11 protein-coding genes are annotated in these 13715 nt (G+C 58.7%); 9 read left to right on the forward strand and 2 right to left on the reverse strand.

The features are described 5' to 3' along the window. Window positions 1-44: 44 nt before the first annotated feature. Window positions 45-3974: an AAA and adenylate/guanylate cyclase domain-containing protein gene (locus tag FHT76_RS33670; RefSeq protein WP_259186291.1), complete on the reverse strand. Its 3930-nt coding sequence runs from the start codon at window positions 3972-3974 to the stop codon at window positions 45-47. Window positions 3975-4237: 263 nt separating this feature from the next. On the opposite strand from FHT76_RS33670, the gene FHT76_RS33675 reads away from it, so the two are divergent. The 8 genes from FHT76_RS33675 to FHT76_RS33725 all read left to right on the forward strand — a co-directional run bounded on the left by FHT76_RS33675 (window position 4238) and on the right by FHT76_RS33725 (window position 10915). Further along, a complete protein-coding gene (locus FHT76_RS33675; protein ID WP_183757894.1) occupies window positions 4238-5899 on the forward strand; it encodes a SulP family inorganic anion transporter in 1662 nt (553 codons plus the stop codon). A 231-nt stretch (window positions 5900-6130) separates the two neighbouring features. Next, window positions 6131-6925 (forward strand): DUF2092 domain-containing protein, encoded by a 795-nt coding sequence (locus FHT76_RS33680; RefSeq protein ID WP_183757892.1) that lies wholly within the window; start codon window positions 6131-6133, stop codon window positions 6923-6925. Window positions 6926-6947: 22 nt separating this feature from the next. Then, window positions 6948-7148, forward strand: a complete 201-nt coding sequence (locus FHT76_RS33685) for a hypothetical protein (protein WP_183757890.1) — start codon at window positions 6948-6950, stop codon at window positions 7146-7148. A gap of 1075 nt (window positions 7149-8223) precedes the next feature. Then, complete coding sequence (locus FHT76_RS33695; RefSeq protein ID WP_183757888.1) at window positions 8224-8898, forward strand: L,D-transpeptidase; 675 nt, start codon at window positions 8224-8226, stop codon at window positions 8896-8898. Window positions 8899-8911: 13 nt separating this feature from the next. Next, window positions 8912-9448 carry an OmpA family protein gene (locus FHT76_RS33700; RefSeq protein ID WP_183757886.1) on the forward strand — a complete coding sequence of 179 codons (537 nt, stop codon included), beginning with the start codon at window positions 8912-8914 and terminating at the stop codon, window positions 9446-9448. Window positions 9449-9836: 388 nt separating this feature from the next. Next, window positions 9837-9980 carry a selenium-binding family protein gene (locus FHT76_RS33710; protein WP_259131338.1) on the forward strand — a complete coding sequence of 48 codons (144 nt, stop codon included), beginning with the start codon at window positions 9837-9839 and terminating at the stop codon, window positions 9978-9980. 361 nt (window positions 9981-10341) lie between these two features. Next, a complete protein-coding gene (locus tag FHT76_RS33720) occupies window positions 10342-10704 on the forward strand; it encodes a hypothetical protein (protein WP_210281035.1) in 363 nt (120 codons plus the stop codon). Beyond that, window positions 10694-10915: a hypothetical protein gene (locus tag FHT76_RS33725; protein ID WP_259131342.1), complete on the forward strand. Its 222-nt coding sequence runs from the start codon at window positions 10694-10696 to the stop codon at window positions 10913-10915. The genes FHT76_RS33720 and FHT76_RS33725 overlap by 11 nt, the downstream gene beginning before the upstream one ends. A gap of 365 nt (window positions 10916-11280) precedes the next feature. Here the strand turns inward: FHT76_RS33725 and FHT76_RS33730 are convergent, their stop codons facing one another. Next, window positions 11281-12384: an NADH:flavin oxidoreductase/NADH oxidase gene (locus tag FHT76_RS33730; protein WP_183757882.1), complete on the reverse strand. Its 1104-nt coding sequence runs from the start codon at window positions 12382-12384 to the stop codon at window positions 11281-11283. A 915-nt stretch (window positions 12385-13299) separates the two neighbouring features. Here FHT76_RS33730 and FHT76_RS33735 point away from each other — a divergent pair. Then, window positions 13300-13596 carry a hypothetical protein gene (locus tag FHT76_RS33735; protein ID WP_183757880.1) on the forward strand — a complete coding sequence of 99 codons (297 nt, stop codon included), beginning with the start codon at window positions 13300-13302 and terminating at the stop codon, window positions 13594-13596. Window positions 13597-13715: the final 119 nt, after the last annotated feature.

The raw sequence follows: 13715 nt of genomic DNA on the forward strand, positions 1-13715 counted from the left end.
ACAATACGTCGAAGTCATCGTCTCGCAGTCCACACATCTCAACCTCAGGCAAATTCGTCAGCGAGGCGTGCGCGTTTCCCTTCGGCACCCCAAGTCCGGTAAGCAGCCAGCGCCCCGGGAAGCGAGCCCGGGACCTTGCCGACTGCTTTTTGCAGCCGGGCCAGGCATTCCAGGGCGAACGCATGGTCCTCCAGATGGCCAACTTTTGCCGCGCGTTGCGCGGCCGCACGAAACAACCTGTCAGCTACCTCAATATGCCCGGCACCCGCCTCGAGCAGCCCCTCGAGAATATCCGCCTTCGGACCGAGCCAGGACTCGTTCAGACCTTCCCAGTTGCGCATCTGGTCCGCGCAATCCCAACCCTCGGCACGCAGGGCCTGAGCGTCCTCCGGGGAGCCAAAAGCAGCAAGCGCCAGGGCCGCGACGCCATGATAGTGTAGCACCATGACCTCGGAGGGTTGTCCGGCGAAGAATGGCAACAGGACACGTGCCTTTTCTGCCCAGGAGAGCGCGCTTCGCCAGTCTCCACCAAGCGCGGCCAATCGGAGTTTGGCAGTGTAATAGCAGGCAACCTGGTTGCTGAAGCGCGATTGCAGCATGGAGGAGAACTCCGCCTCCTCGTCCACAGTAGCATCGGAAAGCTGATCGAACGCCCGTGTCTTGCCTGCCAGTGCTCGGGCCGACTGCAACTCCAGGAGGAGCGTGAAGGCAGAATTGCGCACCCGACCACCGTTTTGCGCGAGAAGCGCGATACCGGTCGATATCACCACATCGATAGGACGGCCCGCCGCAACAAGCAGCACGACGACCGTCGTCAGATTGAAACAGCCATAGACAATTTCACCGCTTGCAAGGCCTGCGTCGGCCCCCGCCGCGGCGCGGGCAATTCCGTCCTCCAGATTTCCTACCCAGTGATTGTGGAACCACACGTTGATAAAGGCGCAGCGGGCAAAGCTTGCGCCCTTGATGACAGGTTGCAGCTGCATGCTCAGATCGCTCCATGCAGCACCCGTCCGCCGGTCACCGGTCATAGCCGCGTGGACGATAGAATACATTGCGTAGACATCTGGCGTAAAATCTGCCTGCCCATGAGCAAGCGTCAAGCGCAGGCACCTCGCGCCAAGAAGCGCGAACAATTCCGGCTTCTGACTTTGATAGGCGTAGGGCGCGATGCTTAGCAACAGCGGGACGAGACTTGCGACATGTTCGTCCTCAAGTCTTGGCAAGTCGACGAGATCCGCCGGTCGCCTGTCGCCGAGGAGTGCTGTAATCTGCTCCATTTCCTGGCCGATTGCCCTTTGAAGTTCGGCGCCATCGACCGGCACCTGCGAACCAAGGAGTGCGGCACCATGAAGGCCGATCGAAAGCGATTGCCGAACGGAACCGAGACCGAAAACGCGCTCGGCCTCGAGCCGCAAATAGTGAGCCGCGCGAACCAGTTCGCCCGCTGCCTCCAGGTGATGCGCGATGAGCGCATAAACGCGTGATATGTCGAGGACGCTGTTTTGCTCGTACCAGCTAGCGATCGCCCGGTGCAGTTGCTTACGCTGCCCATAGAGCATCAGCTCATAGGCAACGTCGCGCATGATGCCATGGCAAAAGCTGTAGCCGTCCAGCTCGTCGATGTGATCAGTCTGCAGCATGCCGGCACGCTGGTGCATCAACAGGTGGCGGCCGACGATGGCCGGCTCGGCGTTGGCGGTCGGGTGAACGGCGGCCACAAGGGCGGTCGGGAAACGCAGGCCCGCGGCGCTTGCCACCTTGAGCGTCACTTGACTTTCGAGATCGAGACGGTCGATGCGGCGCGCCACGGCGGCGTGTATCGAATCTGGCAGGGGCAGGCGATCATCGGCCAGATGTTGCGCGATCCGGCACGTCCCGTCGACCACTTCGATCAAGCCATCGTCATGAAGCGCGCGAGCGAGTTCAAGACAAAAAAACGGATGCCCGCGGGCGCGTGCTCGCAAAAGGTTTGCCAGTTCGGGAGCGATGCGGTCTGCACCGAGCCTGGTCAATGCCAACCTGTCCTGTTCCTCGTCCGACAGACCGAGCAGCTTAAGGCGCACCACACCGCCCCCGGACAGGCTTTCGATCCGCGCGTCGTCCTCCATCGGCTGCATCGCCATGACGAGGCAGAGACCGCGCACGGAACGAATAGCCGTTGCCGCCAGGGTCCAACTCTCATCGTCGAGCCATTGGGCGTCGTCGACGGTAACCAGCAACGAGCCGTCAGACGCAAAGCGGCGGAGAAGTGATACGAACAGGTCGAGCCGAGCCTCCATGCGCAAGGGCGCGCTCATCGCTTGCAGTTCGGGCGTTTCGGAAAAGTCGAGTTGGAGGATGGGGTTAAGGAGCGCTGCGCGGGGTGAAAGCTCCGGGCCAAGTGCGCGCAACGTCGCCTCGCGCCGTTGTAACTCCGGATGTCTGACCTCCAGCCCAAGCAATTGCGTGAGTATGTCTCGCCAGCCTCGATAGGGGACACGATGCTCGATCCGGTCGGCGACACCGGCAAGCGTAGCCGATTGTTCGCTCCTGAGACGATGATGCAATTCCGCAAGGAGGCGTGACTTGCCCATTCCCGATTCCGCCTCGACAAGGACGAACCGGGAATTGCCGGATTGCCTCGTCTCCTCGAAAGCTTTCAAAATCCATGCGAGTTCACTGTCGCGCCCATGCATCGATTGGTCGAAGCCGGTGCGATCCTGCCGCCTCGGCGTCCAGACGGGGACATTCAGATCCCACCCACGAACCTGGCTGTGACCGATCGGAGTGAAAGAGATGGCGTCCTGTGCGCCGCGGACAGTGGCTTCGTCGCACTGGATGGTGCCCTGCTGCAAGCCCTGCAGCCGCGCGGCAAGGTTGACTGCCTCCCCGTAAGTGGTCCATGCCCGGAAAACGTCGTTTCCGATCAGTCCGCAGAATGCCGTTCCCGTCGCGACGCCGATACTGCTCGGCTGGCCTATGCCGCGCAGCGCATCACGCATGTCGATCGCAGATCGGACTGCCCGGACCGGATCATCTGCGTGCGCAACGGGCGGAATCCCGAAAACGATCACAAGATTGGCGCCGCGTTCATCGACGCGAATCTGCTGTATGAAACCGTCGTGCTCAGCGACCTTGGGTTCGATTGCGGCAACGACCGACTCCAAGCGGGACAGGATATCGGGCGAAGCGTGATCCAGACGTGAAAGAGCGACGAACACGACGGATATGCGCCTGAGCTCGGCAGTCCAGTCGAGGAGCTGGCTGTTGAGGCGGCTCGCGACAGGAAGCGGGATATGCCCGGCAAGTCGCTCGCGGTCTTGCGGCGTCATCGGCGGAATGGTCAGGGGAATGAGGTCGGCTTGATCGCGCAAGGTCGAAAGGATCGTTGCGTCGGGGCCGATCGAGCGCACGGCTATTGCATCACCGAGGATCGAACACGCGGCCGCGGATACCAGCAACTGTCCCTTCGCCCGTGTGATGCTCGCCGCCTGCAGGTCTGCGAGCCCCTTTCCTACGGTGACGTGGAGACGCAGGCTGCCCGTTCCGATCTCCGCCGTATGACATTGCCCGAAGGCGAGCACGGCATGGAGTTCGATCGGCTCGCCCGAAGGCAAGCTTGTTCGCGACGTGGCAAGAACGTGATTGCCGCAGGTGGCAGCGCGGAGAAGTGCGTCCGAAGGTGTCGAGCCTTCGCACGGCCAGCCGGCAAGCAGGCCGTCGCCCGCAAACATCAGCGGCTCGCCGCCATGGGCCACGATCACATCGATCAGTCCTGTGAAATGCAGTTCCAGCAGATTCGCCAGATCTTCGATGCCAGCCGGTCCCCGGGCCAGGAAATGACCGGTAATCCGGGTGAAGGCGACTACGTCGAGCCACAACAAGGCCATGCGGCGATCGGAAGGCTCATCCTTCTGTCTCCCGAAGAGCCTCAGCGGCGGTGGCGCGAAACTCTCAATCAGCCGAGCCTCATGCAAACTCGCATCCGACATAGGGGGCCTCGCGCTTTCCCGGAAACGCTGAGGGTAACGCAAATTTGCGAAACGATCCACGTCTGAGAGGCCCCTGCCTCATCCCGACAGCGGATTTCCGATCGTGTGCGATACCGTAATATACGCCCCTTGCATCGCCGATTGGGGCATAATGATGGCGGTTTGATGTGGATGCTTGGCGCGCCAATTTTTGAATGAGTCCGCCAGACGAGCGTTAGGGTCGATGCCCGATTGAAGGAATAGCTGTGACCCCGGAAACGAAAATGACGATAGGCAGAAACAATGGCGGCGCCGCGTTCTCATCCGGCCTCCGGCTCGATGTCGTGGCCGGCCTGACAGCTGCCGCGATCGTCCTGCCCAAAGCAATGGCCTACGCCACAGTCGCCGGGCTTCCGGTGAGCGTTGGCCTCTATACAGCCTTCGTGCCGATGATTGTCTACGCATTGCTGGGCACGTCGCGAGTGTTGAGTGTAAGTTCAACGACAACCCTTGCCATCCTGGCGGGGACCGAGCTCGCGATTGTCGTTCCGGATGGCGATCCAGCCAAAATGGTTACGGCACTTGCAACACTTACTGCTTTAACCGGTGTGCTCCTGCTTGCAGCCTCGGTCCTTCGGTTGGGGTTTGTGGCGAACTTCATTTCCTCTCCCGTGCTAACCGGTTTCAAAGCAGGCATCGGGTTTGTGATTGTGCTCGATCAAATACCGAAACTGCTCGGCGTGCACATCGAAAAGGCAGGCTTTTTCCGTGACATCGTCAGTCTTGTTCATCATTTACCTGATACATCGCTGCTTACGCTGACAATCGCAGTCGTGGCACTGGTCGCGTTGGCAGTCATGGAACGGCGTTGGCCCCATTCTCCGGCCCCACTCGTGATCGTCGCTGCGGGCATCCTGATTTCGTGGGTCATCGGCCTGGATGCCCTGGGCATCGCGACGGTCGGCTTCATTCCGCGATCACTGCCGTCACTCACTCTTCCCAGTGCCGGTTTGGTCGAGCAGCTTCTCCCGGGAGCACTCGGCATCGCTCTCATGAGTTTCACCGAAACGATTGCCGCTGGCAGGGCATTCGCAACCCCGGCCGAACCACCCATACGACCCAATCGCGAACTTCTCGCGACCGGCGCTGCGAATGCAGTCGGCGCGTTCTTTGGCTCAATGCCTGCAGGCGGTGGAACGTCACAGACGGCCGTGGTTCGAGCCGTCGGCGGGCAATCCCAGACGGCCTCCCTTGTCGCTGCCGCAACGTCGGCCGCAACCATGTTGTTCCTTGCCCCGCTGCTTGGCTTGCTGCCGCAAGCTGTGCTCGCCGCGATTGTGATCATCTACTCGGTCGGGCTCATTTCCCCAGTGGAGTTTGCGTCCATCCGAAAGGTCCGGCGGATGGAATTCCGTTGGGCGCTGGCGGCGTTCCTGGGTGTGCTCGTCTTTGGCACGCTCCAGGGCATCGTGGTCGCGATCATTCTTTCGATGATCGGCTTGGCCAGCCAGTCGGCAAAAGCGAAAGTTTATGTCATCGGCCGCAAGCGGGGCACCGACGTCCTCCGGCCGCTTTCGCCGGAGCACCCTGACGATGAAACATTCGATGGTCTGCTCATCCTTCGCCCTGAGGGTCGTCTGTTTTTCGCCAATGTGCAGCAAGTCGCTGATCAAATTCAGGCATTCGCAGCCGAATATAAACCGCGAGTGCTCGCACTCGATATGAGCGCGGTTTTTGATATCGAGTATTCCGCACTCCAGACGATGATCGACAGCGAACGCCGTGTTACCGCTCAAGGCGTAACCGTTTGGCTTGCAGGATTGAATCCGGATGTACTCGATTATCTTCGAGCCTCCGGTTTCGCCGAAACGATGGGGCGGGAGCGTCTGTTTTTCAGCACGAATGCAGCCCTGCAACACTATTTGGAAGGACTTAGTGACAGCTAGTCAGAACTGACCAGCCGCGCTGCGGTCGTATTTCGCCGCACGGCTTGTCTGCGGGGTTACCGCCATTCCTGCATTGCAAACTTCATGAGGGAGCAACTTTCCTCGACCTAATGCCACAGGCGAACCGGTCGAACACAAGCGCTCCTGCGAGTTCTAGAGAACCATTCATGCCGCGCGCTTGTTCCGAGCCGCGCGGATCGTCGTCTCACGTATGGAACGGAGGAAACACCCATGCGATCTAAAGTGGAAAGCCTCTTTCGAAATGCCGGACTGCTGGCGGCGGCAACTGCCTTGACCGCACTTTCCTGCGCGACGTCGGCCCATGCGGACGAGAAGCAGGCCAAGAGCCTTTTGAAGGCGATGTCCGATTACATGGCAGCCCAGCAGGCAATATCATTCGAGTATGATACAAATCTGGAGGTCGTTACCAAGCAGGATCAGAAGATTGCGCTAGCAAGCTCCGGCGCAGTCAAGATCAATCGGCCAGACAAGCTGTACGTCACACGCCAGGGTGGCTTCGCCAACGTCGAAATCGTTTTTGATGGCAAGACACTGTCGATCCTCGGCAAGGACGCCAACCTCTACGCCCAGGCCGAGGTGCCAGGAACGACCGATCACCTCATCGACGCCCTGCGCGAAAAATTCCATCGGCCACTGCCGGCCGGAGACATCCTGATATCGCATCCTTACGACGCGCTCATGTCCGAGGTGGTTGACGTCAAGGATCTCGGCAGTGGCGTCATACGAGGCGACGAATGCGACCACCTGGCTTTTCGCACCAGGGAAGGGGTTGATTGGCAGATCTGGATTGCCCAGGGCCAGACCCCCTACCCCTGCCGCTATGTTGTCACATGCACCAAGGTCAAAGGCTTCCCGCAATATACGATCGACATACGATCATGGAAGGCCGGAACCGACGCGGCGGCCGGCGATTTCAATTTCAAGGCGCCTGATGGCGCTAAAAGGCGAGATTTGAAAGACCTGCCGGATGCTGACGAACTCCCCGAAATATTCTCCAAGAAATGATTAGCCTGAAAGGAGAGAAGACATGCTCAAATGGATCGCGATTGCAATGCTGGCAGTTGTTGCCTGCGCCTCAAGCATCGAGCTACACGACGGTCTCGTGGTCGATTTCAAGCTACCGCCTACCGCAGAGGCAAGGGTCGGGCGACCGTTGACACCCGTGAGTGTCGCCGGTGTTGCCCGCAGAAGCGCACGTCGGTGCGCGGCAGGCGTTTACTACTGCTAGCGTGCGATTATTCATGCGCCGATTGGCGCGCCCACGCGAAGGGCGTAATCGTGGCATGCGAACTCCTCGGTGTTTGCTTTGGGAGCTCGCCCCGACCGCTTTTCGCCCGGTGACCGAGGTCCGAAAAGTCGGATTCGAGCCGGCTTTTCGTCCTGCGTCTTCAACCCATTCTTGACTTTAACCTATTAGCCCAATGGTCTGAAAGACAACCGGATTTCGCCTATGGATCCCAATTGTTTCCGAGTTCAGCTTCCAGGTGTCCGCTGGATCTTGGAAGCTTTCGGTGGCATGATAAATTTGCGCTTTCCGGTGTGCACACACAGGGCTGTGGATCGTTTTTTCGGGTCCCAGTAAGGCATTTCGCGCAGAAAACACGACTCTGAAATGCGTAGATCCGAGGCACGCGCATGCGAACGGGCATAGACGAGTCTCTGGCTTCCTGGGCTGAGCGTGTTGTCGGCCTACTCATCATTGGCGCGATTTGCCATTCCATGGCGAAGGGACGAAAGAGAAGGCATCTGTTTTTCGGCACTTCTGAACCAGCTTTATCTGCTATGGGCCATTATTCGGGACGGCTCGTCGTCATGGTCGGCTGCGGACTCGTGATCGGCGCATTGAAGATTGGAGGTTCGGCGACGCCTTGTACTTCCCGTTCGTGACGGGCCTTACCATCGGATTGGCGATGTAAAGCCGAAGCACGGGTTTGCCCGTATCCTGGCTCTCATCATCGGATTTTCCCGCATCGTGATGACCGGGATTATTGCAGCGGTCAGCCTACACCCGCTCAGCCATGTAGATCGCGGTCGGGAGCAGTAAAGGAGCAGTAAAGATGGGCAATTTCCATGAGGATTTCTGTGGAAATCTGACATTTCGCGACACGAACATGCCCGCTGTGACGCGGCCAATGCAGAGTCGGCTAAAATCCTGATCAATCGGAAAAAAGCGGTTGCGCAATGACGGGGCGCGTCAGGTAATTCAACCTTCTGCTTCAGGCGGCGTACGTAGATTTATCTTGTGACGATAAAAAAATCTGATTTACTGCACGAAGTTTCTTGGCATTGAGGGGATGTTGCCAATGGGATGGACGCGCAGGGATTTTGTGCTTGGCGGAGCGGCTTTGCTTGGCACTTTGGCAATCAATACTCCGACATTCGCTGCAGCACCTTCATATTTTTCCGGAACCCGTGTCGACAACGGCGTGACGTTTCGCAGCACCAACTTTGCCAGGATCGACAGGAAATGGCAGCGCCAGGTCGTCAAGTATTTCAGTAGCGAGCCGATCGGAACCGTCGTTGTCGATACCACCCATCACTTTCTCTACCTGATCATGGAGAACAAGACTGCCATCCGCTATGGCGTCGGGGTCGGGCGTGACGGTTTCAAATGGTATGGTCGCGCCACGATCGACCAGAAGGCACTCTGGCCACGCTGGACGCCGCCGCCGGAGATGCGCCAGCGTCACCCGGAACTGCCGGAGTTTGTCGATGGAGGGTCACCGAAGAACCCTCTTGGTCCGCGCGCCATGTATCTGCATCGTGACGGCGTCGATACCGGCTATCGCTTCCACGGAACTCTGGAGCCGGGCAGCATTGGGAAGGATGCCTCCAGCGGCTGCATCCGCATGTTCAACGAAGATGCAATCGATCTTTATCAGCGCTGCCCCATCGGCACAGCTGTACAAGTCCTGCCGCACATTGCCGATCAGGGTGAAAGTGCCGCGAAGATCAGCCAGGCCAACGCGGTCGAATGAGGGAAATGCCCTGATGTCTGCTCTAACCGGATATTCGAGGCTGGTTGTCGCTGCGACCATCCTTATGACTCTTGCCGCCTGCAGCACCACCGATGTTGCCGAAGTCGAGGAGCCTGCAGTCGCGCCGATGACCGGGCAAACGAACGATCCTGCGCCCGGTTTTGCAAATGTCAAAGCCGGCAGCGAAGAGGACTTCATCTTGAACGTCGGCAGGCGGACCTACTTCACGCAGGATTCCGCCACACTCGATCCCGTCGCCAAGGCGACACTGGACAAGCAAGCCATCTGGCTGAAAAGCAACCCGCAGTGGCTGGTCAAACTGCAGGGATTTGCTGACGATTCCGGGTCCACTTCAGCAATGGCAACACTATCGCAGAGACGTGCCGATGCGGTCATGGCCTATCTCGTCTCGCAGGGTGTAGACGCCAGCCGCGTGTGGGCCAAGGGTTACGGCAATGACCGCGAGGTTCGCGACTGCACGAGCCGCTCCTGTAAGGTGCAGAACCGGCGTGTCGTCTCAAACCTGCGCACGGAGCGCGACGCGGTCTGATCGTTCTTGGACTTGATGGAACAGCTCCTGTCGCAGCGCGCCAGTTTCGAACATCCTTCGCGACAAAAGGCTCCAGCGCACAGCTAATTTGCCGCAAGCCCCATGGCAGGTTGATCCATCCCGCAGCCGAGATCGATGAGGGCAGCGGTGAAGCGTGGATCGCGAGGGCGTAACAGTGGCTCGAGAGGTGTAGTCATCAGCGGCCGGCGGCCTGTTCTAGTGATCGAACCAGAGGAGGTCGCCGAACGGGCCGGCTACTGAAGGCCGCACACAGTCCACTGCGGCCCCAAGGGCATTTATGTTGCTGCACTTGGCAATGCCGACGGCAAGGGATCTGGCGGCGTTTTTGATGGATCACAAGACATTTGATGTGCGTGGCCAGTAGGAAATGGATCCAGGACCAGAACGGCTCTCCTATGACGTCTGGCGGCACCCTGGCCATGACACGCTTGTCACCAGCGACATTGACCGCTGCGATCGCCATCGCCGCGGACTGATCGCCGCCAACGTCGCGGAGTGGCGACCCCATTAGACAGAGCGGCATCAGCGCCGCCAAGATCTTTCGTCGAATGGCCACAGTCGCATCACCCACACCGGGTCCGCCTACAGGGCGGAGACTGCTCGCCAGGATCGGCGGGTTCCGCCGGGATATCGATCATTTTGATGCCCCCCCATTTTTGCCCCGTCCCGGCGCAAGACCCAAATTGAGGAAGAGAGGTCCTCGAGACTTAGGACGCTATTGACGAAACCGTAGGCCTTGGTCGGATCATGTGCCGGCCGAAGCTCGAACACAGAGCTGATACTTCTCGCCGAAATCCCCAGGTCGGCAATGTTGACTCGATAGCAAAATGGAACATAATGGGAACATCCAAAACACACAGAGGACGACGGCCATGCCACGCGTGCCGATAGCGCAGCCGCGCGCTCAACAAATCGCGGGCACCTATTGGACACCTCCCACCGAAGCAACAATCGCCGAAATCCATCCCCTTTTGATGGCAATCATTATCATGACGCCGAACCCTCGGGGTTGGGGTTTCTATTCGGCGAATGTCTATGACATCTGTTCGGGCGAGCCTCTCGGCTATTTCGATATCGCTTTTGACCAAGCTACGCGTAGAGCCTGTGGTCACTACAGTGCGGTCGGCTCCCGCGTCGTGATGCGGTCACCGATATGGTTCCAGTGCGCGGGAGATGAGTACGACGCTATTCAGCTCTTCTATGAACTCGTAAGAGAGGCAGGTCATGTCGAGTAAATCAGCAAAGCAGCTGGATATTGATTTCGAGGTCGAAGCCGCCCTCGCCTTCCACGATGAGGATGCCAAGGCGACCATCGCAACTCTTCTTGGAGATATCAAACACCTTCGCATACAGCTGGCGTTGGCCGAAGCCGCAATGAGCCGAGGCATGACTCGCGGGTGTACACCCAAATTCGAACGGGAGCCTTTAGGCGCTGGAAAGAAATAGGCGATCGCAAAGGCCGAGCTTCGAGACCGCTCCAAAAATGGCACTTCGCCCAGGGGCCGGACTTCGGAAGGCGGGTCGCGCTAAGTCGACCGGGAGATTATTCCGGGCGAGATAGTCGTCTGGTCGCCGCGCCAACCTCGGCCGTTATATCTTCATGGCGGCCGATATTGGATAAGTGTTTGGGCTGAGGGGATGCCGGAGGCGAAACGGAAGCGGCCGCCGAGGCGGACGTCAGGGCTGCAAGACGCGGTTGGAAGCGCCCCAAAATGGGTGGGACCTCAAAAAGGTTCTGTGAACGGCGAACGACCAAAGCCAAAGTCGCGAAAAATCCTGGGGGCCGAGGTCGAATCCTTCACTTCGTAGAGCTACGTCCGGAACAGGTTCCTGTACTGCGACGGTTGCGACCTCAGATACTGCGGAGGAGCCGATACCTGACCGCCAAGTGCCGCGGCAGCGTGCCAAGGCCAACGAGGATCGTAAAGTGCCGCCCGTGCAATTGCAATCAGATCCGCGTCGCCCGTCGATACAATCGCTTCAGCCTGGACCGGCTCAGTTATCAATCCGACAGCCACAACGGGGATTTTCACTGCATTCTTGATGGCCCGTGCCAGCGGGACCTGGTAGCTTGGACCCACGGGGATCGATTGTTTGGGATGCAGGCCGCCGCTTGATACATGAATGGCGTCACATCCCCTCGCCTCAAGCGCTTTCGCAAAGGCAATGACTTCGGCCAGTTCAAGGCCACCCTCAACCCAATCCGTCGCCGAAACCCTCATCGTGACGGGCTTGCCTGCCGTGAACGCGCTTCGGACCGCGTCGAAGACCTCCAACGGGAAGCGCATTCGATTTTCGATCGTTCCGCCATAGTTGTCCATCCGCAGATTGGACAGCGGTGACAGGAATTGATGCAACAGATAGCCGTGCGCACCGTGTATCTGGACGGCATCGATACCGATATTGGCCGCCCGTCTTGCAGCTGAGGCAAAAGCATTGCAAATGCGCTCTAAACCGCCGAGATCCAGAGCCGTCGGTAGCACGTACTCCGAACTGAACGCTACAGCAGAAGGCGCTTCAGTCTGCCAGCCGTTCATCTGATCAGGCGGGATTTGTTGGCCACCGCGCCATGGGATGCTTGTCGAAGCCTTACGCCCAGCGTGAGCGAGCTGAATCGCGATCGGCATGTCCGAATATCTGCGTACCCCTTGAAGGGTCCTTGCCATGGCGGCTTCCGTAACGTCATCGTATAGCCCGACATCGGCGAAGGTGATCCGCCCCTCCGGCGATACGGCAGTCGCTTCTATGGTCAGCAATCCCGCTCCCGATAGGGCGAGCTGGCCCAAATGGATCAGATGCCAGTCAGTTGTGCATCCATTTTCCGCTGAATACTGGCACATCGGGGCGATGACAATTCGGTTTGAAAGCTCCATCCCGGCTACGCGAAAAGGAGTGAAAAGAACAGGAGTTGGCATAGGGTTCCCTTACTTGAGCGATAAGAAATGCAGGACGGTGGCACCATATTGTCCGTGAGTTGCCACTTTCGCAAGTTGACGGGTAATCTATCGACGGTCCCTTGCGCAGTCGTGCTGTTTTCGGACCGTAGAGCCAGCAGCGTACAATTTCGATGAGACGATCCGAACCAATGCAATCAATTTCATTCCCGACTAGACGGCTCCCACCGAAACGGAAGCCAAAAGGCTTTCCTCACTTGGGGGTCTCAAGACCGCCGCTTGCTCCATAGTGCGCAGGATGCGCATGCTCACCCCCTAGTTTCCGGGGCTTGAAGATGCTGATACTTTGGAACAAACGCGAGCGGCTACTGCTTGAGGCGTCGAAAAAGCGATTTGATTGCGCTCCACCGTTGTTTTCCTCAGTGTGGCCCCGCTTGTTCTCAGGCAAGCGGGGCTTTCGAGTTAGTATCGTCATTGGGAGGGGAAGAGGTTTCAGCAAGGCCGAGAGCGCTCTTCTCCATCCAATCGTTCGAAACAGCGTCGACAAATATGTGAGCCCTCTCCTTCAGCATGCAACAAACGTTGAGATGGTATGTTGGAGGCCGGAAGAACGGGGTTCCACGTTCCGTTGTTCCTCACCTAGCCAGCACTGCCCCGCTTGCTCGAACCAAGCAGGACCCTTTTTGTGGGATCGCCTGGCTCGATGCCCCCAGGCAGCACGTCGGATCTGGAGGTCAGCAATTGTGGCCAAGTGCGGACAGATTCCGGATCTGATCCGCCGCCCAGATTGCCTCGGCGGGGATACACTTGAAGGACTGCGGCCAACAATCATCTGCTGGCCCGGCTTGCGAAGTGCGGGGCGAGCTTGCAATCCTCGAAAGTGTGATGAAGATACGGGTAGGTTTGCGGTCGCAAGAACGTTGGAGTTCAAATCTCTTGACAGTCACCACCAACCTCGTCGTCGATCTCGTCCGAGCGGCGAACCATCTTTCCAAGCTACCGATGGCGGATCGGCGCCGCCTGTTGGAGCGCAGCATTGCCGCATCTAGCGCTCTGCGGGATCTACTCGTCAAAAACGGAAAGATTTTCCCTATCGACGCGTCCACCGAACAGGTGATTGATGACATCGCCCGAAATGTTGAGCTGATGTCGGACGAAACTGTTGCGAAGGCGCTGTTGACGCTTGCGGATCAGATAAGGACGCTAGGAATCTTAAATCGCGAGCCATACTGAAGCGCCTGACGTCACAACACTCAAGGAGAGCGGCGTCATTTGCGGGCATAGCGCGTTTATTGAATAGGTCTCCGTTCGGTTGCGAACAAAAGCCCCCTGCTGTTGCGGATGCGAGGGTC

The organism is Rhizobium sp. BK176, assembly GCF_024808055.1.

What these genes read in the sequence shown, in the direction of transcription:
- FHT76_RS33670 (WP_259186291.1), bottom strand. Translation starts at nt 3,974, where the DNA reads ATGTCGGATGCGAGTTTGCATGAGGCTCGGCTGATTGAGAGTTTCGCG.
- FHT76_RS33675 (WP_183757894.1), top strand. Translation starts at nt 4,238, where the DNA reads ATGACGATAGGCAGAAACAATGGCGGCGCCGCGTTCTCATCCGGCCTC.
- FHT76_RS33680 (WP_183757892.1), top strand. Translation starts at nt 6,131, where the DNA reads ATGCGATCTAAAGTGGAAAGCCTCTTTCGAAATGCCGGACTGCTGGCG.
- FHT76_RS33685 (WP_183757890.1), top strand. Translation starts at nt 6,948, where the DNA reads ATGCTCAAATGGATCGCGATTGCAATGCTGGCAGTTGTTGCCTGCGCC.
- FHT76_RS33695 (WP_183757888.1), top strand. Translation starts at nt 8,224, where the DNA reads ATGGGATGGACGCGCAGGGATTTTGTGCTTGGCGGAGCGGCTTTGCTT.
- FHT76_RS33700 (WP_183757886.1), top strand. Translation starts at nt 8,912, where the DNA reads ATGTCTGCTCTAACCGGATATTCGAGGCTGGTTGTCGCTGCGACCATC.
- FHT76_RS33710 (WP_259131338.1), top strand. Translation starts at nt 9,837, where the DNA reads ATGGATCCAGGACCAGAACGGCTCTCCTATGACGTCTGGCGGCACCCT.
- FHT76_RS33720 (WP_210281035.1), top strand. Translation starts at nt 10,342, where the DNA reads ATGCCACGCGTGCCGATAGCGCAGCCGCGCGCTCAACAAATCGCGGGC.
- FHT76_RS33725 (WP_259131342.1), top strand. Translation starts at nt 10,694, where the DNA reads ATGTCGAGTAAATCAGCAAAGCAGCTGGATATTGATTTCGAGGTCGAA.
- FHT76_RS33730 (WP_183757882.1), bottom strand. Translation starts at nt 12,384, where the DNA reads ATGCCAACTCCTGTTCTTTTCACTCCTTTTCGCGTAGCCGGGATGGAG.